A 23,279-nucleotide genomic window follows, 5' to 3' on the forward strand; every position below is an offset into this window, starting at 1 on the left:
GGTCGCCCTCGGTCCTCCCTAGCGTGCGACGAGTCCGGACGCCCTCGGGCTGCCTGCCCGAGAGCCTGGAGGATCGGGGCGGACCATGGACGTTGGCGGAACACGTGCAGGATCCAGGACGCGTGCGCGCGTGCTGCTGGGCTCGCTGGTCGGCGCACTCGTGGCGACAGGCCTGGCGATGGTCTTCTCCGCGCCGGCGGTCGCGGCGCCCTGCGACGCCCCGATCGCCAGCCCGGTCGCGTGTGAGAACACCAAGACCGGCAACCCGCAGAGCGAGTGGGGCATCACGGGTGCCGGCAGCTCCTCGATCCAGGGCTTCGCCACACAGATGAGCGTCAACGTGGGTGAGACCGAGGGCTTCAAGATCGACACGCCCGCGACGGCGTACCGCCTCGACATCTACCGGATGGGCTACTACGGCGGCATGGGCGCCCGGAAGGTCGCCACCGTCGCTCCCAACAACATCGACCCCAACCAGCCGAACTGCCTCACCAACGACACGACCGGCCTCGTCGACTGCGGCAACTGGTCGCAGAACGCCTCCTGGACGGTGCCGGCCGATGCGGTCTCCGGCATCTACTTCGCCCGGCTGGTCCGCACCGACGGCCCGGCCGGGGCGAGCCATGTCTTCTTCGTCGTCCGCAACGACAACGCCCGCTCCCAGATCCTCGTCCAGACCTCCGACACGACGTGGCAGGCCTACAACGCGTACGGCGGCAACAGCCTCTACACGGGCGCGCCCGCCGGCCGTGCGTACAAGGTCAGCTACAACCGGCCCTTCACCACCCGTGACAACGCGCCGGAGGACTTCGTCTTCAACTCCGAGTACCCCATGGTGCGCTGGATGGAGTCGAACGGGTACGACGTCAGCTACACCTCGGGTGTCGACACCGACCGTCGCGGCGCGGAGCTGTTGGAGCACCGCGTCTTCATGTCGGTCGGTCACGACGAGTACTGGTCGGGCCAGCAGCGGGCGAACGTCGAGGCGGCCCGTGCGGCGGGGGTCAACCTGGCGTTCTTCAGCGGCAACGAGAGCTTCTGGAAGACCCGGTGGGAGAACAGCATCGACGGCTCCGGCACGCCGTACCGGACCTTGGTGACGTACAAGGAGACGCACGCCGACGCCCGGATCGACCCGCAGGACCCGCCGACCTGGACGGGCACCTGGCGCGACCCGCGGTTCAGCCCGCCCTCGGACGGAGGCCGTCCGGAGAACGCGATGAGCGGGACGATCTTCACGTCGAACTGCTGCGCGATCAACATGGTCGTCGCCTCCGCCGATGGCAAGATGCGGTTCTGGCGCAACACCCGCGTCGCCACGCTCGGCACCAACCAGACCACCACGATCGGCAACAGCGTCATCGGCTACGAGTGGGACGAGGACGCCGACAACGGCGCACGGCCGGCGGGGCTGTTCCGGCTCTCCCAGACGACGGGCAGCGCCGAGGTCCTGCAGGACTGGGGCTCGACGTACGCCAACGGGACCGCGACCCACTCGATGACCATGTATCGCGCACCGAGCGGCGCCCTCGTCTTCGGCGCCGGCACCATCCAGTGGCCCTGGGCGCTCGACGCCAACCACGACCGCGGCTCGGCCGCGGCCGACACGGCCGCCCGGCAGGCGACGGTGAACCTGCTCGCCGACATGGGCGTGCAGCCGACGACCCTGCAGAGCGGGCTGACCGCGGCGACCGCGTCCACCGACACCACGGCGCCGTCCTCGACGATCACGGCCCCGGCCAACAACGCGACCGTCCCGCCCGGCAACCCCGTCACAATCAGCGGCACCGCGGCCGACACCGGCGGTGGCCGGGTCGGCGGCGTCGAGGTCTCCATCGACGACGGCGCGACCTGGCATCGGGCCACCGGCCGGGAGACCTGGACCTACACGTTCACGCCGAACGCCGACGCGACCCTGAAGGTCCGCAGCCGGGCGGCGGACGACTCCGGCAACATCGAGACGCCGAAACCCGCCATCGTCGTGACGGTCGGCGCCGGGTCCGGCGGCGGCACGGGCACCTGCCCGTGCACGATCTGGCCAAGCACCGCTACGCCCCAGAAGACCGACCCGGACACCGCGTCCGTCGAGCTGGGGGTGAAGTTCCGGGCGTCCCAGAACGGCTCGATCACTGGCATCCGCTACTACAAGCCGGCCCAGGCGACCGGCACCCACGTGGGGACGCTGTGGACCGGCACCGGCACCAAGCTCGGGACGGCGACGTTCACCAGCGAGACTGCGAGCGGCTGGCAGCAGGCAACCTTCTCGAGTCCGATCCCCGTCACCGCGAACACGACGTACGTCGCGTCGTACTTCGCCCCGTCGCGGTACGCCGTGAGCTCGGCGTACTTCACCGCCGCCGTCGCCAACGGGCCGCTGACAGCGCTGCGCGACGGTACCGACGGCGGCAACGGGGTCTACCGGTACGGCAGTACCGCCGGATCGTTCCCCACCGGCACGTTCAACAGCGAGAACTACTGGGTCGATGTCGTCTACGACAACGGGCCGGACACGACGAAGCCGACGCTGAGCGCCACGACGCCGGCCAACGGCGCCACCGGGGTGGCCACGTCGGTGGCTCCGACGGCCACCTTCAGCGAGCCGGTGACCGCGGCGTCGGTGAGCTTCGTGCTGCGCGACGGTGGGGGCGCCCAGGTGGGTGCGACCACGGCGTACAGCGCGGCGAGCCAGACCGCCACGCTGACCCCCGCGGCGGCGCTGACGCCGGGGACGACGTACACGGCCACGGTCTCGGGGGCGGCGGACGCGGCCGGCAACGTCATGAACCCGGCGTCCTGGTCGTTCACGACGACCGCTCCGGACACCACGAAGCCGACGCTCACCGCGCGGACCCCGACGGCCGGGGCGACGGGCGTCGCGGTGTCGGTGGCGCCGACGGCGACCTTCAGCGAGCCGGTGACGGCGGCTTCGGTGAGCTTCGTGCTGCGTGACGGTGCGGGCGCCCAGGTGGGTGCGACCACGGCGTACAGCGCGGCGAGCCAGACCGCGACGTTGACGCCCACGTCCGCGCTGACGCCGGGGACGACGTACACGGCCACGGTCTCGGGGGCGGCGGACGCGGCCGGCAACGTGATGGACCCGGTCTCCTGGACGTTCACCACGACCCCGCCGGACACGACGAAGCCGACCGTGACCGCGCAGAGCCCCGCGGCGGGGGCCACGGGGGTCGCGACGAGCGTCGCCCCGACGGCCACCTTCAGCGAGGCGGTGACGGCCGCCTCGGTGACGTTCCAGCTGCGCAACGCGGGCGGCACGCTGATCAGCGGCACCACGGCGTACAACGCGGGCACGCGGACCGCCACGCTCACCCCGACGGCCGCGCTGCAACCGTCCACCACCTACACGGTCTCCCTGTCCGGCGCGGCCGACGCCGCCGGCAACGTGATGGACCCGGTGAGCTGGACCTTCACCACGGCCGCCTCCACGAGCAACTGCCCGTGCACGATCTGGGCGCCGACGGCGACCCCTGCCGGCACGGACCCGGACACGAGCCCGGTCGAGCTGGGCGTGCGTTTCCGCAGCACGCAGGACGGCTTCATCACGGGCATCCGCTACTACAAGCCGACCGTGACGTCGGGCACGCACGTAGGCTCCCTATGGACGTCGACCGGCACGCGACTCGCCGCGGTGACCTTCACCGGCGAGAGCGCGAGCGGCTGGCAGCAGGCGAGCTTCGCCAGCCCGGTGCCGGTCACCGCGAACACCACGTACGTCGCGTCCTACTTCACGCCGTCGCGCTACGTCGTGTCCTCGGCCTACTTCGCCTCGGCCGCGACGACCCGTGGCCCGCTGACCGCGCTGCGCGACGGCACCGACGGCGGCAACGGGCTCTACCGCTACACCAGCACAGCGGGCGCGTTCCCCAACAGCAGCTTCAACAGCGAGAACTACTGGGTCGACGTGGTCTTCCAGGAGTCCGCGACCGACACCACCGCCCCGACACTGCAGGATCGGACCCCCGCATCCAACGCCACCGGGGTGGCGACGAACACCACGGTCACGGCGACGTACAACGAGGCGATCCAGCCGGGCAGCACGACCGTGGAGCTGCGCAACGGGGCCGGGACGCTGCTGCCCGGGACGATCACCCTCGACACGAACGGCACCCGCGTGGTGTTCCAGCCGGCGTCGGCGCTGCAGGCCTCGTCGACGTACACGGTCCAGATCAGCGGCGCGAAGGACGCCGCGGGCAACACGGCGGCCACGACCAGCTGGTCGTTCCAGACCGCCGCGCCGGCCCCGCCACCACCGGACCAGGGCCCGGGCGGTCCGATCGCGGTCGTGACGAGCGCCGGCAACCCGGTGTCGACGTACCTCGCCGAGATCCTGCGGGCCGAGGGTCTCAACGAGTTCTCCACGATGGGCCCGGCGGGCCTCACCTCAGCCAACCTGGCGTCGTACGGCGCTCTCGTGATCGGCCAGGTGCCGGTGACCGATGCCCAGGTCGCCGCGGTCACCGACTGGGTGAACGCCGGTGGTGACCTGGTGCTGATGCGCCCCGACAGTCGGTTCCTCCCGCTGGCCGGGCTGACCGCCCAGACCGGCACGGTGAGCGAGGGCTACCTCGCGGTCGACGGCACGACGGCCCCGGGCGCCGGGATCACGACCGAGACGATGCAGTTCCACGGCACGGCGGACCGCTACGCGCTGAACGGCGCCTCGACGGTGGCAACCCTCTACACGAACGCCACCGCGTCCACCGGCCAGCCCGCAGTGAGCTGGCGCAGCGTCGGTACGAGCGGCGGTCAGGTCGCGACCTTCTCCTACGATCTGGCCCGCTCGGTCGTGCAGACCCACCAGGGCAACCAGGCCTGGACCGGGCAGGAGCGCGACGCCCAGACGCCCATCCGGTCCGACGACCTGTACTTCGGCGGGTCGTCGACGGACTGGGTCAACCTCGCCAAGGTCCAGATCCCGCAGGCCGACGAGCAGCAGCGGCTGCTGGCCAACCTGATCACGGTGATGCGGCGCGACCGGATGCCGATGCCCCGTTTCTGGTACTTCCCGGACACCTACAAGGCCGTCGTGGTCGCGACCGGGGACGACCACGGCACCGGCGGCACGGCGGGCCGCTTCAACGCGTACGTCGCCGCCAGCCCGGCGGGGTGCTCGGTGGCCGCCTGGACCTGCCCGCGGTTCACGTCGTACGTCTACACGTCGACGCCGCTGAGCAACGCCCAGGCGTCGACGTACAACGGCCAGGGCTTCGAGGTCGGCCTGCACCACACAACCGACTGCGCCGACTTCACTTCGCTGAGCTCGTTGCAGACCAGCTACAGCAGCCAGCTCGCGGCGTGGCGGGCCAAGTACTCGAGCCTGCCCGCGCCCGTCACGAACCGGACCCACTGCATCGTCTTCAGCGACTGGAGCTCGCAGCCGAAGGCCGAGCTCGCGAACGGCATCAGGTTCGACACCAACTACTACTTCTGGCCCGGCTCGTGGGTGGGGGACCGCCCCGGCTTCATGAACGGCTCCGGCATCCCGATGCGCTTCACCGACACCGACGGGTCGATGATCGACGTCTACCAGACCCAGACCGTCATGACCGACGAGTCCGAGCAGAGCTACCCCTTCACCCCGGACACCCTGCTCGACCGGGCGCTCGGTCCGCTCGGCTACTACGGAGCGTTCACGGCCAACGAGCACACCGACAACGCGACGACCTTCGAGAGCAGCCAGCTGCTCGCCTCGGCCCAGGCCCACGGCGTCCCGCTCGTGAGCGCCCGGCAGATGCTGACCTGGGTGGACGGCCGCAACGGCTCGTCGTTCGCCAACCTGAGCTGGACGGGATCGACCCTGTCCTTCTCGATCGCGGTCGGCACCGGCGCCTCCCGGATGACGGCCATGCTGCCGACGACCGGACCCGGGGCGACGTCGCTGACCGCTGTCGCCCGCGGCGCGACGGCCGTGCCGTTCACCCTGATGACGGTCAAGGGCCAGGAGTACGCCGTCTTCCCGGCGTCGGCTGGAGCATGGACGGCGACGTACGGCGGCGGCGGGAGCGCGGCCGTGACAACGGCGCGCGTCGCCGACGCCCCGGGCGCCGCGACCGTGAGCTGGACGACCAGCGAGCCGTCGACGTCCACGGTCAAGTTCGGCAGGACGGCCGGGTCCCTGGGCCGGGTGACGACGACCGCCGACAGCACGACCCGCCACCAGGTCACCCTCAAGGGCCTCGCCGCCGGGACGACGTACCGCTATCGCATCGTGACCCGCACCGCGGACGGCGCGACACGCGTCTGGCCCGCCGTCGGCCGACCCCCGGCCCGGTTCCGCACAGCGGCGGCCGATCGGCTGGCGCCCGCCCCGGTGCGCGTCCGGGTGGTCCCGCTGCCCGACGGCACGGCCCGGGTGACGTGGCGCACCACCGAGCCCTCGACGTCCGTCGTGCGGTACCGCCGCCCCGGGCTCCGGCCCGTCCACAGCAGGCGTGACGACCGCCTGGTGACGCGGCACGAGGTCGTGCTCACCGGGCTGCGGCCCCTGACGACGTACCGCGTCGTCGCGAGCGCCACCGACGCGGCCGGCAACCGCGGCCGAGGCACGCCCGTCACGATCCGCACGGGTGGCGCCGGGGTCGCGTTGCAGACGGCACCGGACCTGCGGACCGGCCTCACCCGTGGCGACCTTCGGGTCAGCGACCGCGGCCTCGGCGCGCTGGTGCTGCCACGCGGCGGCTCCGGGACCTTCGTCTCCGGGGTCCTGGACGCCCGGCAGAAGGTGCACTGGACCGGCGCCGTCGTCGACCACGCCCGTACGCCGGGACTGCGCTGGATCCTCAGCGTGCGCACCGGCAGTGGGCCCGAGCCGGGCAGCTCGTGGTCGGGCTGGCACCGGGTGCGGCGGCTGGAGCTCGGTGGCGCGGGTCGCTACCTGCAGTTCCGGTTGCGCCTGTCCTCACCGGCCGGCGTCCGCACCTCGGTCGCCGCGGTCGGGTTCACGCACGACGGGACCATGCCGACCACGGTGGGGGAGCTGGGCGGGCGCTGACCGAAAGGCCCTGAGCGCCCCCGACCGCGCGGTACCGCCCCGTGGGCCGGTCTCCCGTGCCACAGTGTCCCCGTGTCCTTCGACGTCTACTTCCAGCGGTTCCAGGACGGGAGTGCGGTGCCGGGCGGCGGCGAGTCGATGCGCCTGGTCCTGCAGCCGTTCCTGACCAACGAGGACCCGGAGCGCTCCTTCGCCTTCCTGGAGTACGGCGACGGCTCGGCCGACGTCTACCTGCGCGACGACGACATGATGGTCAACCACGTGGTCGGGCAGGCGCCGTGGCAGCTCCTGGTCGACGGCGCGCGGGCCGCCGACTGGGTGATCATGCCGGCGGACGGACCCACCTGCATCACCGACGAGAGACAGCGTGCGCACCTGCCCGAGGACGTGGCGGGCGAGGTCGTCCTCGTCGCCGGCGGCGACGAGCTGCTGCGCATCATCCGAGCTTCGTGACGGGTCGACCCGGCCTGGTCGCGTGATTTCGGCGAGCGGTCGATTCCCGGTGCAAACGGACGAGAACGACACGTTGTGACGTGCCGGCGCGGACGCGATGTTGTACCGAGCGAATCCACGGGGGACCCTGGGCCGCATGAGCCAATGGGAGAACTCGGGCACCCCAGCCGCGCAGGCGAGCCGGACGCCCGGTCTGATGCCGCCGTTGTACGACCGTGGCGGACAGCGGATCGACTTCGCGACGTACGTGCAGCTGCACCTCGACAACCCCGGGTGTGAGCACGTCACCAGCGAGCGGATCGGCCCGTACTTCGTCTCCACCCTGTGGTTCGGCATCGACACCGGCGCTGTGCCGGTGCCCGGGCCCCGCCCGCCCGGCAACCGGCGGGCGCCGGCGGTCTTCCGGACGCTGATCGAGCGGCTGGAGGACGGCGTTCCCGATCCGCGCGTCTTCGGCCTCACGCCTGACACACTTCGCTATGCGACCGAGGCCGAGGCCCGGGCCGGACACGTGCACGTCGCGGAGACGCTCCTCGAGATGACCTACGCAGCCACTGCGGAGAGACCGGCCGTCCCGGCGGACGCCTGAACCCCGCCCACGAGACGAACAGAGGTACGACATGGTGGCGAGCCGATCGGCTCGTGAGAGGAAGGCGGCCTCCGAGGCCGGTCCTCTGGCGAAGGTGAAGATCGACCTCGGCGTCGACGGTCAGTTCGTCTACAAGATCAGCTGCACCGAGTGCGTCGCCGGTGGCACGCGCAGCTGGTCGGCGTACCGCCCGGGCGGTGACAACGGGTTCATGGCCGCGATGGACCGGTGGATCTTCCACCTCAAGGAGAAGCACCCCGGGGCCGATGCGCCGTGCCTGGCCTTCCTGCCCGCGGCCCAGCAGCGTCTGCACGAGCGGCGGGAGAAGCAGGCCGCCTCGGCGTCGCGCACCGACGACGCCACCTGAGCCGACGGCCGGCGAGCCGGGATCCCACGGGGAGATCCGGCTCGATCCAGCAGCCGAGCGTCAGCGGCGTCGCGAACCGGTGACCACGCCGTTCGGCAGCCCGGCCGTCGTCGCCTCTCGGGCCCGACGCCGCCAGGCGAATCCACCATTCGCCGCGGAGTGGACCGGGCCTGGTCAGTGCCTCGCCGTGACCTCGGCGCCGACGTAGTTCCACTGGTGACCGGTCGGCGAGGTGTCGCGGATGGTCACCAGCCGTCCGCTCGTGGTCGGGCGGTTCAGCGCCTGGACCCAGAACGTATCCCCGGCGGCGGTGTCGAGCCACTGGGATCGCACGGTCTGACCCCGGACGGCCCGGCGGGCGCTGGCGCCGTCCCAGTCGTTCCCGGCGGCGAAGACCCACGATCCTTCCTGCACGGCAGGCACGTAGAAGTTCGGCGCCCCCGACGGACTGCCCGCCGCCGCGGCGACCCCGACCGAGGATGCGTTGCGGAAGGCGAAGACGCTGAGCATGCCGTCGTAGCCGCCGGCGCGGGGCGTGGCCGTCACCCGTACGCCGCGTAGCCGGCGTGCCGCCTTCGCGGCCCAGATCTCGGACACCCCCGCCTGGCTGTTGCTGCGCTTGACCAGACGCCAGCGCAGCCCGCCGCCCGCGACTCGTGCGGCCTGCCCGGCGGCGCCGGCCGGGCCGTCGTACGACACCAACGCCAGCAGGACCGCGCCCCGCACGCTGGTGGAGAGCCCCGGTGTGGTGACCGTGTCCCGGCCACGCCCGACGGCGGAGCCGTCGATGTGGATGCGCAGCGGCCTCGGCGCTCGGCGCACCGTCACCCGGATCGCGCGCGTGGCGGCGTGCCCCAGCCGGTCCACCGCGGTCGCGCTGATCCGGTGCCTGCCGGGAGCGACGCGGCGGCTGTTCCAGATCATGGAGAACGGCGGGTGCCTGTCGACCTTCCCGATCCGATGGCCGTCCACCTTGAAGCTCACCCGCGCGACTCCGTCCGGGTCCGCGGCGCTCACGGCGATCGCCACCCGGCCGCGGACGGTGCTGCCCCGCCGGGGGTCGGTGAACCGCAGCAGCGGCGCAGCGGAGCCATGGCCGGCGCCCTGTCGCACCCTGACGCTGGCGACCGGTGACGTGCAGCGCCGGCCGTTCGCACGGGTCACCTGCGCGGCGACCCAGTGAGTGCCGTCCACGACCGACGCCGACCTCCACGCGACGGCGAACCGGCTGCTCGCCACGCGGGACCGGCCGACCGTTCGGCCGTCGACCAGGTAGCTCACGACGGCGCCCGAGCCCGCGTTGGTGCGGGCGGTGAGCAGCACCCGCCCGGCACGCGTGCTGCCCTCGACGGGCGTGACCAGGGATGCCGTGCACGGGGTCGTGTCGGGGTACCTGACCTCGCCGACGGTGACGCTGTTGCCGGAGATCGTGACCAGCACATCTTCCTCGTTGTTGGCCTCGTTGCTCTCGACGAAGTCGTTGTTCGGGTCGGAGATCGCGCGGAACCAGTAACGCCCGTTCGGCACACCGGCCAGCGGCACCGACTGACCGGGATCGCGGTAGTCGTACTCGTCGTAGCCGCCCACCGAGATGCCGCGCAGGCTGGTCGGGTCGTTGCAGCCACCCCACCAGCTGTTGCCGACTCCGTTGTGCTCGGCAGGGTCCGGCAGGATCCCCGAGTCGCTGATGCAGAACCCCACCTTCGGCGACATCGTGACCGGCGCACCGAACCCGCCGGCGGCGGTGACCGTGTAGAGGCCGAAGGACGCGAGCGGGAAGTGGAAGTGCCCGTGTTCGGCGTGGTACTTGAACTCGTCCGCGACCCGGCGAGTGCTGAGGGCCGACCAGTTGCCGCCGGCGTCGTGGGTCATCACCTGCTGGCGGCCGAGGTAGGTGCCGGCGCTGGTGCTGTAGAACGGCGCGATGTCGAGCGGCCCCTCACCGGCGTTGTAGATCCGGTGGGTGTAGCGGAACTCTCGACCCTCCGTGCCGTTGACGATCGAGAACGAGTCGGTCGGCAGGATCGTCCGGAGGTCCGGCAGGTGCGGCGTACCGGCCGGCGCGGCTTGTGCACCGGGCGTGCCTGTGCCGACGACCGCGAGGAGTCCGACCGCGAGGAGCCCCGCGACCAGGGCGCCCAGCAACGCGCGACGGGGGCGAGTTCGGATCTGCGGCATGGCGACTCCCGAGCGGCGAGTGTCAGCCCACAGTAAGGCTCATCGACGGGACGTGGGGGAGGAACCGCGATTGCCGGTCGCGTCATGCGGAAACGGCGAGATCATGGTGAGTCGTCTGAGCGTGATCACGATCCATGCCGTCGCTCCGGAGCGGGTGGCTCGTTTCTGGTGCGACGCCCTGGGCTGGCAGGTCCTCGAGCGGGACGGTGAGGTGGTCAGCATCGGACTGGAGGACGCAACGGGTCCGACCATCGACGTCGTGACGGTGCCGGAGCCGAAGCAGGTGAAGAACCGGTTGCACTTCGACCTGCGTGCCGACGGCGTCAGTACGCGGACGGAGCTCGAGCGCCTGCAGGCGCTGGGTGCCCGTCCGGTCGATGTCGGGCAGTCCGCGGACGCCTCGTGGGTCGTCCTCGCCGACGTCGAGGGCAACGAGTTCTGCCTGCTGTCTCGAACACAGCAGGAGCTCGGCCCGCCGAACTGACCTGCGCCGGGCGGCGAGGTCAGCGGCGGGCCGGCGGCGTGTGGCCTAGCTCTTGTTGACAGCCTGCTTCAGCTGCGCACCGGCCTTGAAGGCCGGGGTGGTGGACGCGGCGATGTCGATCGCCTCGCCGGTCTGCGGGTTGCGGCCCTGGCGGGCGGCGCGCTCTCGGGTCTCGAAGGTGCCGAAGCCCGGCAGCGTCACCTTGTCGCCGGAGGCCAGCGCGGAGGAGATGGAGTCGAGGACGGCGTTGAGGGCCTTGTCGGCCTGTGCGCCGTTGAGGCCGGTCGCCTCCGCTACCGCGTCCCGAAGCTCGGTCTTGTTCATGGCTGCCCCTTCTCGGCTGCTCGTGTGCCCCTGAACGGGGCTGGTCATGGTGCAGGCTAGTGGGCGACGGAAGCGTGTGCATTGCCGCACCCCGCCCACCTGGATGGAAACGTTCTCGATCGCGGCACGGGTACCCATCCGAGATGGTCGGCACGCGGTCGGGCGGCAGCCGCGACTCGCCAGCCCGAACCGCGAGTCGGCGCTACTGCACGTTCTGAGAGCGCCGAGTCGGCCCTTCTGCGCCGAGGTGCGAGCTGGATCCTGCGAAGATGCGCCGACTCGGCGTCCTCAGACTGCGAAGATGCGCCGACTCGGCGTCCTCAGACCGCGGCGGGCTCGACGGCATCGGCAGGTCGGGGACTAGCATCGACGCCATGCGTCGCGCGTGTGCTGCGCTTGCCACCGCCGTGCTGCTCCTGTCCGCGGGATGCGGCTCGGACGACAACGGCGCCGCCAGCTCGGCATCGTCCCCTTCGTCGTCCACCAGCGGGTCGGCGGGGACCGAGGCATGGGCGAACAACCTCTGCACGGCCGCGGCCACCTGGAAGGGACAGCTGGACAGCGCGACCGCCCAGCTGCGTGATACGGCGAACCTCAGCGCGAACGGACTGAGGTCGTCGCTCTCGACGATGGTGACAGCGACCTCGTCCTTCGCCTCCGACCTGCGGGATCTGGGCATGCCCGACACCCAGGCCGGCGACCAGGCGCAGCAGGACCTCTCCGACCTCGGTGACACCCTCGACGAGCAGCAGCAGGTGATCGCAGACACGCTCGCGGGGGTCACCACGGCTCGCCAGCTCGCGGCAGCACTCCCGGCGCTGCAGAAGGCCATCACGACGATGGGGACGGCGTTCGCGGCGACGGCGCAGAGCCTGTCCGGGCTCGACGGCGCGGACGAGCTCAAGCAGTCCTTCGAGTCCAGCAGCGCCTGTCAGACCGCGGGGATCCGCTAGTCACGATCACCCGTTGCGGGTGAGCACCCTGGCCCACCGTCTCCCGCACGATCAGCCCATAGTGCGGTAAACGGACGCGAGGAAAGGCAAGCCATGAGCTTCTGGGACATCATCTGGTTCATCATCGTCTCGTTCGCCTTCATCGCGTACCTGATGATCATGTTCAACATCCTCGGCGACCTGTTCCGGGACGACTCCGTCTCAGGGTGGTTGAAGGCCGTCTGGATCGTGTGCCTCATCTTCCTGCCCTTCCTCACCGCGCTCGTCTACCTGATCGCGCGGGGCGGCGGGATGGCACGCAGGCACGAGGAGGCGTACGCCGAGCTCCGGAAGGCGCAGGACGAGCACATCCGCTCGGTGGCCACGGCCTCGCCGGCGGAGGAGATCGCGAAGGCGCAGGCACTGCTGTCGTCCGGCAGCATCGACCAGGCGGAGTTCGCTGCTCTGAAGGCGAAGGCGCTGGCCTGACCCACGGGCTCGGAACCACGGGCTCGGCGCAGATCCGCGACGATGGGTCACATGGAGGACCGGCCGAGTGCGAGCATCGAGTTCCAGGTGACCACCGACGACACCGCGCGGGCGCTGCTCTCCGGTGAGCTGGAGGTCCTCGCGACGCCGCGGCTGGTGGCCTGGCTGGAGGCGGCGACGTGTGCGGCGACCCACGACACCCTGGCCCACGGCCAGACGACGGTGGGGACGGGCATCGTGGTCGACCACGTCGCAGCGTCACCCGTCGGCGCGTGTGTGATCGTGAGCGCGGTGCTGTCCCGGTCGGAGGGACACCGTCTGGCCTTCGACGTCGAGGCGAAGGACCGCGAGAGCGGCGAGCTCCTCGGTGGCGGCGTCATCAGCCGTGCCGTCGTGGACAGCGAGACCTTCATGGCCCGACTCGCCACCCGGCACGCGCCGGGCGTGTAGGGAACGCCGTACGCGGGCACCCCGAAGCCATGGAGGAGACCGAGGTGCTGGTCGTGGGCGCGGGCCTGGCCGGACTGCGGTGCGCCGCGATCCTGCACGGCGCCGGCGTCGATGTCACGGTGCTCGAGGCGGCCGACGGGATCGGTGGGCGTGTCCGCACCGACCGCGTCGACGGCTTCCTGCTCGATCGCGGGTTCCAGGTCGTCAACCCCTGGTATCCAGCACTGCGGGCGGCCGTGGACGTCGAGGAGCTCGGCCTGCAGCGGTTCCCCGCCGGGGTGCAGGTCCTCACCGATGACGGCCCGCGCACGCTTGCCGACCCCTGGCGCGTGCCCACGAGCATCCCGGCCACGGCCCGGGCGAGCCTGACGCGGCCGAAGGAAGCCCTGGCGCTGGCCCGCTGGGCGTCGCCCCTGATCACCGGCCTGCGCCGCGACCACGGCCTCGTGCGTCACCTGCTCGACGCGCGGCCCGACACCTCGCTGCGCGAGTCCCTGGACGCAGCATGCGCGCACGGTCTGCTGCGCAGCGTGCTGCAGCGCTACCTGGCCGGCGTCGTGCTCGAGGACGAGGGTGAGACGTCGGCGGCCTTCGCGATGCTCCTCGTGCGCAGCTTCGTGCGCGGGACGCCGGGCCTGCCACGCGAAGGCGCCGACGCGCTGCCGCGTGCCCTGGCCGCTCCGGTCCGGGAGCGGATCCGGCTCGGTGAGACGGTCACCCAGCTCGAGCGGCGTGACGACGGCGTACGGCTGGCCACCACCGAGCGGATGTTCCGCGCGCGTCGGGTCGTCGTCGCCACCGATGCATGGTCCGCACAGTCGCTGCTGGGCGCCGGAAGTGTGAGCGCGCCGGCGCCGAAGGGCGTCGTGACGGACTGGTACGCCGTCGACCGGCCGCCCACGTCGAGCGGCATCCTCCACCTGGACGTCCGCGAGCGTGGCGGCCCGGCCGTGAACGCCTGCGTCGTCTCCGCCGCCGCCCCGACGTACGCCCCGCCCGGACGTCATCTCATCCAGGTCACCAGCCTGCTTCCGGCCGGCGGTGAGGCGGTGCCCGAGACGGAGACCCGGCGCCATGCCGCGGAGATGCTCGGCACGTCGTCGCGGGGCTGGATGCTGGTGCGTCGTCACGAGGTGCCCGACGCGTTGCCTGCGCAGGCGGCTCCACTGCACCACCGTCGCGAGCAGCGGGTCGACGAGGTGACCTGGGTCTGCGGCGACCACCGGGACACGGCGTCGCAGCAGGGCGCGCTCGTGAGCGGCGCCCGTGCTGCTCACTCCGTCCTGCGCTCCGTCCAGCAGGGCGGCTCGCGATGACCGGCCTGACCGTGCTGGTGACCGGAGCCACCGGCTTCGTCGGCAGCCGCCTCGTGCCGGCGCTCCAGGAGGCCGGACACCACGTCAAGGCGATGACGCGCCGTCCTGATGCCTACACGGGTCCGGGTGAGGCCGTCGGCGGCGACGTCCACGACCCGGGCAGCCTGGCCGAGGCCGTCGCGGACGTCGACGTGGCCGTCTACCTGGTCCACTCCCTCGGCGACCCCGACTTCGAGCGTCGCGACGCCGCGGCCGCGCGGGGCTTCGGGGCGGCGGCCGCCGCGGCAGGGGTGCGCCAGATCGTGTACCTCGGTGGTCTCGGCAGCGACGACGACCGACTCTCCGCGCACCTGCGCTCGCGGCGCCAGGTCGAGCACCTGCTCGGGGAGTCCGGAGTGCCCGTGACGGTCCTGCGGGCTGCGATCGTCGTCGGCGCCGGCGGCGTCTCGTGGGAGATCACCCGGCAGCTCGTGAAGAACCTGCCGGCGATGGTGGTGCCGAAGTGGACAGGCACGCTCACCCAGCCCATCGCGCTCGACGACGTCGTGCGGTATCTCGCCGGCGTCGTCGGCAACGACGCCGCCATGGGTCGCACCTTCGACGTCGGGGGAGCGGACCGGCTCACCTACCTCGCGATGCTGCAGCAGGCCGCGGAGGCGATGAACGGCCGGCACCTGCCGATCTTCCAGGTGCCCGTGCTGACACCTCGGCTCTCGTCGTACTGGATCTCGCTGGTCACCAGCGTCGACCCGACGACGGGGCGCAACCTGATCGACTCGATGTCGAACGAGGTGGTCCAGCGTGACCTCGCCATCCGCGAGGTGGTGCCGGGCCGGCCGCTCACCTATCGCGAGGCGGTCGCCCGCGCGCTGGAGGACGACCGGCGTCCTTAGTCAGAACAGCGGCGGCAGGACCAGCAGCATGACCGCCGACCAGGTCACGTGCGTGAGCACCGGCGCGAGGATCCCGCCGGAGGCGCGTCGCTCCAGGCCGACCACCAGGCCGAGAACGGCGGCGGCCAGCGCCAGCATGACGTTGCCTGTCGCCAGCGTCACGGCCGTGTAGCCGAGCGTGGTCCACAGCACGGGGCGGCGCGTGACGGCTGCGTACACGGCCCCGCGGAAGAAGAGCTCCTCGGCGACGCCGTTGAGTCCGGCGATGAGCAGGAGGACGGTCCGCGAGCCCTCGTCGGTGTAGCCGAGGACGCCGGCGACGCGGTCGCCGAGGTACGGCACCTGCCGCACGACGAGCGCGCCCACGACGAACAGCCCGGCGAGGAGGAGCCCCACGAGCACCGGCGCCAGCACGGGGCGTACGACGCCGCTCCCGCCGCCGATCCAGCCGAGGTGCAGCCGGCCCGAGGCGAACGAGCCGATCACCCACACCGCGGCCAGCGCGACCGTCGCGGGGTAGAACCAGCCGTTCCCGGGCTCGATCCGCAACGAGACGCCGAGCACGAGCGCGCCGAGGACTGCGAACCCTGCGGTGACGAGCTGCCGCCGTCGCAGGACGGCCGGCGCCTCCCGATGGTCCCGGGGCACGACGTCGAGCAGTGACCGCCTCAGCAACGACAGGATGCTGCTCACTCCTCCGGCAGGGGGTGCTTGGGCAGCTTCTTCACCCGCGGCCGGCGCTTCGGCCGCTCGGGGATCATCGAGCGCATCTCCTCGAGTCGTCCCCAGCAGAGCAGCCGGTCCTCGGCCTCGAGCACCTGGCGGAACGACGGGTTGGGGATGACCACGGAGCCGCGGTGCAGTGTCAGCACGGCGACGTCCCGCTCGCGCAGGCCCGAGTCGCCCAGGCTGCGGCCGACGAGGTCGGCATCGCCGTGGACGACGAGCTCCGCGACGCCGTACCCGGTCGAGACCGCGAGCCGCTCGCGCACGTCGATCTGCGGGAACGCGACCTGGTTGTCGATGTAGTCGACGATCGCGCCGGCCACGTCGAGCTTGGTGGCGGTCTCGATCCCTTCGAGTCCGGGGGAGGAGTTGACCTCCATCACCAGCGGACCCTCGTCCCCCTCGAGCAGGTCGACGCCGGCGACCTTCAGTCCCATGATCTGGGCGGCTCGTACGGCGATGCGCTCGAAGTCGGCGTCGAGCTCGACCCTCTCGACCGACCCGCCGCGGTGCACGTTGGAGCGGAACTCGTCGCCCCTGGCCGTGCGCCGCATCGCGGCGACCACCCGGTCACCGACGACCAGGGCGCGGATGTCGCGACCCTTCGACTCCTTGACGAACCGCTGGATCAACACGTTCTGGCGGGTCGACTGCAACGTCTCGATGATCGCCTCCGCGACCTTGATCTGGGGCGCCAGGATCACTCCGATCCCCTGCGTGCCCTCGAGCAGCTTGATGACGACCGGCGCACCTCCGACGCGCTCGATCGCCGGGATGACGTCGGCTCGGTCGCGCACGAACGTCGTCGGCGGCATGGGGATCCCGTGCCGCGACAGGATCTGCATGGCGCGCAGCTTGTCGCGGGAGTTGGAGATGCCGCTGGCGGTGTTGGGCGTGTAGACGTCCATCTGCTCGAACTGCCGCACCACGGCGGTGCCGTAGTAGGTGATCGAGTTCCCGATCCGCGGCACCACGGCGTCGTAGAGGGAGAGCCGCCTGCCGCGGAACTGCAGGTCCGGCTCGTGGTCGGACAGGTCGATCGCGAAGCGGAGCGTGTCGAGCACCTTGACGTCGTGCCCCCTCTCCGTGGCGGCCTGGCGGAGCCGTTGGGTGCTGTACGCACGCGGCGCGCGCGAGAGGATGGCCAGCTTCAAGGTGGGACCCTGCTTGGATAGGGGACGTGTCCGGCACTCATCTAACCAGTGTGGTCGGCTGGCGTGAGTGGGTCGGCCTTCCGGGTGTCGGCGTCGAGTGGATGAAGGCCAAGATCGACACCGGCGCGCGTACGTCGTCGCTGCACGCCTTCGCCCTCGAGGAGTTCGAGCGAGACGGCGAGTGGTGGGCCCGCTTCGAGGTGCACCCGTGGCAGCGCAGCGCCGAGGACGCGGTCGTGGTCGAGGTGCCGGTGCTCGACCGGCGTACGGTCCGGAGCTCGTCGGGGCACTCCCAGCACCGCGTCGTCGTGAGGCTCGACCTACGGCTGCTGGACCGCGTGGTGCCCGCCGAGGTGACCCTCACGCGCCGCGACGAGATGGGCTTCCGCCTGCTGATCGGACGCGAGGTCCTCGAGCAGGGCTACGTCGTCGACGTCTCGACCTCCTACTGCGGCGGTCGCCCGGGGCGGGCCGTGCGACGGTCGAACCGGAGGCGCGCCGATGGCGCGTGAGTCGTTCGCCATCGGCGGCGTACGGGTGCGTGCCGGAGCCAGCAGGTCGGTGGAGCTGCCGCTGACCCGCCTGGTCACCGGCGGTGACGTCAGCATCCCGGTGCAGGTGGTGCACGGGCGCGAGCCCGGCCCGGTCGTCTGGGTGAACGCGGCCATCCACGGCGACGAGGTGGTCGGTGTCGAGGTGATCCGGCGCGTCCTCGGGCAGGTGTCGGCGAAGACGCTGCGCGGCACCGTCGTCGCCGTACCGGTCGTGAACGTGCTCGGCTTCATGACCGGGGATCGCTACCTGCCCGACAGGCGTGACCTGAACCGCTCCTTCCCGGGCTCGACGCGCGGCTCGCTGGCGTCCCGGATCGCCCACCTGTTCATGACCGAGGTGGTCGCCAAGTGCGAGCTCGGCATCGACCTGCACACGGCCGCCGACCGGCGCGCCAACCTGCCCCAGGTCAGGGCCGACCTCGATGACCCCGAGACCCGCCGGATGGCCCTCGCCTTCGGCGCCCCGGTCGCCCTGCACGCCTCGCTGCGCGACGGGTCGCTGCGCCAGGCCGCGCGGTCTGCCGGTGCGCGGGTGCTCGTCTACGAGGCAGGCGAGGCGCTCCGGTTCGACGACGAGTCGATCGGCACCGGCGTCGCAGGGGTCCTGCGGGTGCTCAACGCGCTCGGCATGCTGCCCGAGGAGGAGGACGCCGACGAGGAGGAGGCCGGCGGCGCGGCCGCGACCCTGGTCTCGCGGGCGAGCGGCTGGGTCCGCGCCCGGGGGAGCGGCATCCTCCAGACCGACGTCCAGCTCGGCGACCTCGTCGAGGAGGGTCGGCGCCTCGGCGGGATCAGCGACACCCTGGGCCGCCGGGTGCGGCTCGTGCACGCCGACCGGCCCGGGATCGTCATCGGCGTGAACCGGGCGCCGCTGGTCAACACCGGCGACGCCGTCATCCACATCGCGGCCGTGGACGAGGACCAGCCGGGGCAGGTGGCCGACGACCGGCTCCTCACGTCCCGCCGACAGCGTCTCCGCGCACACTGACCCTTTACCTTCACCCAGGATTGGTGAAGGATTCATGACAAGAGGTTCCGGGCACCCTCCCAAGGAGGGATGATGCGGTGTCGCCCTTTACTCCCTGGGCGGCGCCAGAACAGGGGAGTGGTCTCAGGATGACGCCGCGGCTCGGCAATCTGCCGAAGGCCATCACGCTCGTGCCGCTTGCGGCACTGTCCGTGGTGTGGACCGTGGATGTCGTCCGTACGCCGCAGCCCGACCTGGCCACCATCGTCGGCGCGACCAGCAGCACCACCGCCCCGAGCCAGACGCCGACGACCCCGACACTGCCTGACGCGGCCCTCGTCGTGCCGCCCGGGACGCAGGCCCCGGCGAGCGTCTGGGGCGTCGCCCCGGCGACCCCCGGGACCGCCGTGGTCGCCGCACCGGCGGTCTCGACGACCGCCATCCCGCCGGTCGCCCTGGCTGCCTACCAGCGAGCGGCGACCGTCATGAACACCGCCGATCCCGCGTGCCACCTCGACTGGAGCCTGATCGCGGGCATCGGCCTGGTCGAGTCGGGCCACGGCACCCACGGCGGCAGCCAGCTCTCCGCGGACGGACGGGCGACGCCCGCGATCGTCGGCCCCTCGCTCACCGGGCTCGCCGGGACGATGCTCGTGACCGACACCGACGGCGGTCGCCTCGACGGCGACACCCGCTTCGACCACGCGGTCGGGCCCATGCAGTTCCTGCCCTCCACCTGGGCGACCGTCGGCGTGGACGCGGACGGCGACGGCCAGCGCGACCCGCAGGACATCAACGACGCCGCACTCGCGGCCGGGGTGTACCTCTGCTCCGGTCCGGAGGACCTCGCGACGGGCGCCGGGCAGCAGGCCGCGCTGCTGCGCTACAACCACTCGCCGTCGTACGTCGCGACGGTGATGCGCGTCGCGGCGCAGTACCGCACCGGCGTGGGTTTCGGAGCCGCCGGCTTCGCCACCTCAGGGTTCCTCGCCACTCGCGCGTTCTCGGTCGGGACAGCGACCGGCGACGTGCTGGTCACCGAGCCCGCCGCCACCGGTGGCACGAAGGGCCGTGGACACGGCGCCGCCGCGGTCCCCGGCGCCGGCACGCAGCCGGCGCAGACCAAGGACCCGGGCAACCCGGCCGGTCATCACGGCGCCGGCGACCCGACCGACTCCGCGACCGGTCAGCCGGAGCTGCCGGCCCAGCCGCCGGCCACCGAACCGCCCGCGTCCGATCCGCCGGCCACCGACCCGCCCGCCACCGACCCGCCCGCCACCGACCCGCCCGCCACCGATCCGCCGAGCCCTGGGGACGGCACGCCGACGCCGGCCGCGGCCGCCACGGCCGACGAGCTCACCAAGCTGTGCACCGACAAGATCGAGAAGGCCTATCCGCAGGCCACCACGGCAGCCCACGACCAGGCGATCGCGACCTGCGCGAAGGCGCTGGACGGGAAGACCGCGACCGAGGCCGACGCGGCCGTCGACGACCTGGTGACCGCGCTCCCGCAGACGATCGACGGTCTCGGGCCGCTGGCGACCGCCGCAGCCACTCCGAGCGAGGCGCCGTCGACTGAGGCGCCGTCGAGCGATGCCACGCCGAGCGCCGCTGCCTCGTCGACACCCTGACACGCGCCGGGCAATATTCTTGACTTGTTCAAGAAAACGGACAAGAGTGGCGAGGTGCCACTGACCGACCTCGAGCAGATGCTGAGGGGCGTCGGGCTCCGGGTGACCCGTCCGCGGATCGCCGTGCTCGGTGCCGTCAACACACTGGCGCATGCGGATACCGACTCGATCATCGGCAAGGTGCGCGCCGACCTGCCCGATGTGTCCCACCAGGCCGTCTACGACTCGTTGCACACGCTCACCGCGAAGGGGCTGGTGCGTCGCATCCAGCCGTCGGGTTCCGTCGCGCGCTACGAGTCCCGCGTGGGCGACAACCACCACCACGTGGTCTGCCGCTCCTGCGGCGCGATCGCCGACGTCGACTGCGCCCATGGCGCGGCACCCTGTCTGACCGCCTCGAACGACCACGGGTTCGTGATCGACGAGGCCGAGGTCATCTATTGGGGCCTGTGCCCCGACTGCTCCACACGAGTTCCTGAGTTATCGCCCCTGGAAGGAAGCACATGACTGAGAACGAGAGCCCGCAGGGCGCCGACCGCAAGGCCGAGGGCGGCTGCCCCGTCATGCATGACGGCGCGACGAGCCAGGGCGGCGAGAGCGAGAACCCGGTCATCGACTCGCCGACCCCCAAGACCGGCGGTCGTCCCCACACGAACAAGGACTGGTGGCCGAACCAGCTCGACCTCTCCGTCCTCCACGCCAACAACCCGGCACGCAGCCCGCTCGGCGCCGACTTCGACTACGCGGCGGAGTTCGCGAAGCTCGACGTCGAGTCGGTCAAGCGCGACGTCGTCGAGGTGCTGAACAACTCGCAGGACTGGTGGCCGGCGGACTTCGGCCACTACGGCGGCCTGATGATCCGGCTGAGCTGGCACGCCGCGGGCACCTACCGCATCCACGACGGTCGTGGCGGCGCCGGTGACGGCGCCCAGCGCTTCGCCCCGCTCAACAGCTGGCCGGACAACGTCAGCCTCGACAAGGCGCGCCGTCTGCTGTGGCCCGTGAAGAAGAAGTACGGCCAGAAGATCTCCTGGGCCGACCTGCTCGTCCTCGCCGGCAACGTCGCGCTCGAGGACATGGGCTTCCAGACCTTCGGCTTCGCCTTCGGCCGCGAGGACATCTGGGAGCCGGAGGAGATCTTCTGGGGTTCCGAGGACACCTGGCTCGGCGACGAGCGCTACAGCGGCGAGCGCGAGCTCGCGGACCCGCTCGGCGCGGTCCAGATGGGTCTGATCTACGTCAACCCCGAGGGCCCGAACGGCAACCCCGACCCGCTCGCGTCGGCACGCGACATCCGCGACACGTTCAAGCGGATGGCGATGGACGACGAGGAGACCGTCGCGCTGATCGCCGGCGGTCACACGTTCGGCAAGACCCACGGCGCCGGCCCGGCGGACAACGTCGGACCCGAGCCGGAGGCCGCACCGCTCGAGGCTCAGGGTCTCGGTTGGAAGTCGACGTACGGCACGGGCAAGGGCGCCGACGCGATCACCTCGGGGCTGGAGGTCACCTGGACCTACCACCCGACCCGGTGGGACAACGAGTTCTTCGAGATCCTGTTCGGCTACGAGTGGGAGCTGAGCAAGAGCCCGGCCGGTGCACACCAGTGGGTCGCCAAGGATGCCGAGGACCTGATCCCCGGCCCGGCGGCGGACTCGCCGAAGCGCAAGCCGACGATGCTGACGTCGGACCTCGCGCTGCGGTTCGACCCGACGTACGAGAAGATCTCGCGCCGCTTCCTGGAGCACCCCGAGCAGTTCGCCGAGGCGTTCGCCAAGGCCTGGTACAAGCTGCTCCACCGTGACATGGGACCGGTGACCCGCTACCTCGGCCCGTGGGTCCCCGAGGCCCAGCTGTGGCAGGACCCGGTGCCCGCCGTCGACCACGAGCTGGTGTCCGACGAGGACGTCGCCGGTCTGAAGGCGACGTTGCTCGACTCGGGCCTCAGCGTCCCGCAGCTCGTGACGACCGCGTGGGCGTCGGCCGCCACCTTCCGCTCCACCGACAAGCGCGGCGGTGCGAACGGCGCACGGATCCGGCTCGAGCCGCAGCGCAGCTGGGAGGTCAACCAGCCGGCCGAGCTCGCCACGGTGCTCGAGAAGCTGGAGGAGATCCGGGCCGGGTTCAACGCCGGGGCCAAGAAGATCTCGCTGGCCGACCTCATCGTCCTCGGCGGCGCCGCCGCGGTCGAGAAGGCGGCGAAGGACGCGGGCGTCGAGGTGACCGTGCCGTTCCACCCGGGCCGCACCGACGCGACCGAGGAGCAGACCGACACCGACTCGTTCCGGGTGCTCGAGCCTCGGGCCGACGGCTTCCGCAACTACGTCCGGCCCGGCGAGAAGCTGCCGCCCGAGACGCTGCTCGTCGAGCGCGCCTACATGCTCGACCTGTCCGCCCCCGAGATGACCGTCCTCGTCGGTGGCCTGCGGGCGCTCGGCACCACGGTCGCCGATCACGGTGTCCTCACCGACCGTTCCGGTGTGCTCACGAACGACTTCTTCGTGAACCTGCTCGCAGCTGGCACGGAGTGGAAGGCGTCGGACGCCGAGCACGTCTACGAGATCCGTGACGCGAGCAGCGGCGAGCTCAAGTGGACGGCGACCGCGAACGACCTGGTCTTCGGCTCGAACTCGCAGCTGCGGGCGCTCGCCGAGGTCTATGCGAGCGACGATGCGACCACCAAGTTCGTCAACGACTTCGTCGCCGCATGGACGAAGGTCATGGACAACGATCGCTTCGACCTGGTCTGACCTGAGACCGAGT

The 23,279-nt window shown here is 71.6% G+C and carries 19 protein-coding genes; 15 read left to right on the top strand and 4 right to left on the bottom strand.

Annotated features, from left to right (window positions below):
* The first annotated feature begins 130 nt into the window (after positions 1 to 130).
* The 4 genes from ABD205_RS15555 (at position 131) to ABD205_RS15570 (ending at position 8,418) form a co-directional block, all read left to right on the top strand.
* Positions 131 to 7,009 (top strand): N,N-dimethylformamidase beta subunit family domain-containing protein, encoded by a 6,879-nt coding sequence (locus ABD205_RS15555; RefSeq protein WP_344046279.1) that lies wholly within the window; start codon positions 131 to 133, stop codon positions 7,007 to 7,009.
* A gap of 72 nt (positions 7,010 to 7,081) precedes the next feature.
* Positions 7,082 to 7,462, top strand: a complete 381-nt coding sequence (locus tag ABD205_RS15560) for a hypothetical protein (RefSeq protein WP_344046280.1) — start codon at positions 7,082 to 7,084, stop codon at positions 7,460 to 7,462.
* Positions 7,463 to 7,598: 136 nt separating this feature from the next.
* Entirely contained in the window at positions 7,599 to 8,051 is a 453-nt protein-coding gene (locus ABD205_RS15565; protein WP_344046282.1) for a hypothetical protein, read from the top strand.
* Between the two features lie 94 nt (positions 8,052 to 8,145).
* On the top strand, positions 8,146 to 8,418 hold the full coding sequence (locus tag ABD205_RS15570; protein WP_344046284.1) for a hypothetical protein: 273 nt from the start codon (positions 8,146 to 8,148) through the stop codon (positions 8,416 to 8,418).
* Positions 8,419 to 8,592: 174 nt separating this feature from the next.
* Here the strand turns inward: ABD205_RS15570 and ABD205_RS15575 are convergent, their stop codons facing one another.
* Positions 8,593 to 10,596 carry an Ig-like domain-containing protein gene (locus ABD205_RS15575; protein ID WP_344046286.1) on the bottom strand — a complete coding sequence of 668 codons (2,004 nt, stop codon included), beginning with the start codon at positions 10,594 to 10,596 and terminating at the stop codon, positions 8,593 to 8,595.
* Positions 10,597 to 10,699: 103 nt separating this feature from the next.
* On the opposite strand from ABD205_RS15575, the gene ABD205_RS15580 reads away from it, so the two are divergent.
* Positions 10,700 to 11,080, top strand: coding sequence for a VOC family protein (locus ABD205_RS15580; protein WP_344046288.1), 381 nt, complete (start codon positions 10,700 to 10,702; stop codon positions 11,078 to 11,080).
* Between the two features lie 45 nt (positions 11,081 to 11,125).
* Here the strand turns inward: ABD205_RS15580 and ABD205_RS15585 are convergent, their stop codons facing one another.
* Positions 11,126 to 11,542: an HU family DNA-binding protein gene (locus ABD205_RS15585; RefSeq protein WP_425573057.1), complete on the bottom strand. Its 417-nt coding sequence runs from the start codon at positions 11,540 to 11,542 to the stop codon at positions 11,126 to 11,128.
* A gap of 236 nt (positions 11,543 to 11,778) precedes the next feature.
* Between ABD205_RS15585 and ABD205_RS15590 the strand changes: the two genes are divergently transcribed.
* The 5 genes from ABD205_RS15590 (at position 11,779) to ABD205_RS15610 (ending at position 15,484) form a co-directional block, all read left to right on the top strand.
* The gene (locus ABD205_RS15590; protein WP_344046292.1) at positions 11,779 to 12,357 is read left to right on the top strand and encodes a hypothetical protein; all 579 of its coding nucleotides are present in this window, start codon (positions 11,779 to 11,781) and stop codon (positions 12,355 to 12,357) included.
* A 93-nt stretch (positions 12,358 to 12,450) separates the two neighbouring features.
* Positions 12,451 to 12,825: a PLDc N-terminal domain-containing protein gene (locus ABD205_RS15595; RefSeq protein ID WP_344046293.1), complete on the top strand. Its 375-nt coding sequence runs from the start codon at positions 12,451 to 12,453 to the stop codon at positions 12,823 to 12,825.
* A 51-nt stretch (positions 12,826 to 12,876) separates the two neighbouring features.
* Entirely contained in the window at positions 12,877 to 13,275 is a 399-nt protein-coding gene (locus ABD205_RS15600; protein ID WP_344046294.1) for a thioesterase family protein, read from the top strand.
* Between the two features lie 29 nt (positions 13,276 to 13,304).
* Positions 13,305 to 14,591, top strand: coding sequence for an NAD(P)/FAD-dependent oxidoreductase (locus ABD205_RS15605; protein WP_344046295.1), 1,287 nt, complete (start codon positions 13,305 to 13,307; stop codon positions 14,589 to 14,591).
* Positions 14,588 to 15,484 (top strand): NAD(P)H-binding protein, encoded by an 897-nt coding sequence (locus ABD205_RS15610; RefSeq protein WP_344046297.1) that lies wholly within the window; start codon positions 14,588 to 14,590, stop codon positions 15,482 to 15,484. The genes ABD205_RS15605 and ABD205_RS15610 overlap by 4 nt, the downstream gene beginning before the upstream one ends.
* Here the strand turns inward: ABD205_RS15610 and ABD205_RS15615 are convergent, their stop codons facing one another.
* Complete coding sequence (locus ABD205_RS15615) at positions 15,485 to 16,159, bottom strand: CPBP family glutamic-type intramembrane protease (RefSeq protein ID WP_344046299.1); 675 nt, start codon at positions 16,157 to 16,159, stop codon at positions 15,485 to 15,487.
* Positions 16,160 to 16,173: 14 nt separating this feature from the next.
* A complete protein-coding gene (rimK, locus tag ABD205_RS15625; protein WP_425573058.1) occupies positions 16,174 to 17,364 on the bottom strand; it encodes a 30S ribosomal protein S6--L-glutamate ligase in 1,191 nt (396 codons plus the stop codon).
* 26 nt (positions 17,365 to 17,390) lie between these two features.
* Here rimK and ABD205_RS15630 point away from each other — a divergent pair, with 26 nt between their 5' ends.
* The 5 genes from ABD205_RS15630 (at position 17,391) to katG (ending at position 23,266) form a co-directional block, all read left to right on the top strand.
* Positions 17,391 to 17,876, top strand: coding sequence for an ATP-dependent zinc protease family protein (locus ABD205_RS15630; protein ID WP_344046301.1), 486 nt, complete (start codon positions 17,391 to 17,393; stop codon positions 17,874 to 17,876).
* Positions 17,866 to 18,906: a succinylglutamate desuccinylase/aspartoacylase family protein gene (locus ABD205_RS15635; protein WP_344046303.1), complete on the top strand. Its 1,041-nt coding sequence runs from the start codon at positions 17,866 to 17,868 to the stop codon at positions 18,904 to 18,906. Before ABD205_RS15630 ends, ABD205_RS15635 begins: the two co-directional genes overlap by 11 nt.
* A 128-nt stretch (positions 18,907 to 19,034) precedes the next feature.
* Complete coding sequence (locus ABD205_RS15640; protein WP_344046305.1) at positions 19,035 to 20,516, top strand: lytic murein transglycosylase; 1,482 nt, start codon at positions 19,035 to 19,037, stop codon at positions 20,514 to 20,516.
* Between the two features lie 78 nt (positions 20,517 to 20,594).
* Positions 20,595 to 21,023 (top strand): Fur family transcriptional regulator, encoded by a 429-nt coding sequence (locus tag ABD205_RS15645; RefSeq protein ID WP_425573062.1) that lies wholly within the window; start codon positions 20,595 to 20,597, stop codon positions 21,021 to 21,023.
* Entirely contained in the window at positions 21,020 to 23,266 is a 2,247-nt protein-coding gene (gene katG, locus ABD205_RS15650; RefSeq protein ID WP_344046309.1) for a catalase/peroxidase HPI, read from the top strand. Before ABD205_RS15645 ends, katG begins: the two co-directional genes overlap by 4 nt.
* The last annotated feature ends 13 nt before the right edge of the window (positions 23,267 to 23,279 follow it).

The sequence above is a fragment of the Nocardioides panacihumi genome, from assembly GCF_039530925.1.
Taxonomy (GTDB): domain Bacteria; phylum Actinomycetota; class Actinomycetes; order Propionibacteriales; family Nocardioidaceae; genus Nocardioides; species Nocardioides panacihumi.

What these genes read in the sequence shown, in the direction of transcription:
- ABD205_RS15605 (WP_344046295.1), top strand. Translation starts at nt 13,305, where the DNA reads ATGGAGGAGACCGAGGTGCTGGTCGTGGGCGCGGGCCTGGCCGGACTG.
- ABD205_RS15640 (WP_344046305.1), top strand. Translation starts at nt 19,035, where the DNA reads ATGACGCCGCGGCTCGGCAATCTGCCGAAGGCCATCACGCTCGTGCCG.
- ABD205_RS15600 (WP_344046294.1), top strand. Translation starts at nt 12,877, where the DNA reads ATGGAGGACCGGCCGAGTGCGAGCATCGAGTTCCAGGTGACCACCGAC.
- ABD205_RS15585 (WP_425573057.1), bottom strand. Translation starts at nt 11,542, where the DNA reads ATGGGTACCCGTGCCGCGATCGAGAACGTTTCCATCCAGGTGGGCGGG.
- katG (WP_344046309.1), top strand. Translation starts at nt 21,020, where the DNA reads ATGACTGAGAACGAGAGCCCGCAGGGCGCCGACCGCAAGGCCGAGGGC.
- ABD205_RS15590 (WP_344046292.1), top strand. Translation starts at nt 11,779, where the DNA reads ATGCGTCGCGCGTGTGCTGCGCTTGCCACCGCCGTGCTGCTCCTGTCC.
- ABD205_RS15565 (WP_344046282.1), top strand. Translation starts at nt 7,599, where the DNA reads ATGAGCCAATGGGAGAACTCGGGCACCCCAGCCGCGCAGGCGAGCCGG.
- ABD205_RS15610 (WP_344046297.1), top strand. Translation starts at nt 14,588, where the DNA reads ATGACCGGCCTGACCGTGCTGGTGACCGGAGCCACCGGCTTCGTCGGC.
- ABD205_RS15595 (WP_344046293.1), top strand. Translation starts at nt 12,451, where the DNA reads ATGAGCTTCTGGGACATCATCTGGTTCATCATCGTCTCGTTCGCCTTC.
- ABD205_RS15645 (WP_425573062.1), top strand. Translation starts at nt 20,595, where the DNA reads ATGCTGAGGGGCGTCGGGCTCCGGGTGACCCGTCCGCGGATCGCCGTG.
- ABD205_RS15635 (WP_344046303.1), top strand. Translation starts at nt 17,866, where the DNA reads ATGGCGCGTGAGTCGTTCGCCATCGGCGGCGTACGGGTGCGTGCCGGA.
- ABD205_RS15575 (WP_344046286.1), bottom strand. Translation starts at nt 10,596, where the DNA reads ATGCCGCAGATCCGAACTCGCCCCCGTCGCGCGTTGCTGGGCGCCCTG.
- ABD205_RS15580 (WP_344046288.1), top strand. Translation starts at nt 10,700, where the DNA reads ATGGTGAGTCGTCTGAGCGTGATCACGATCCATGCCGTCGCTCCGGAG.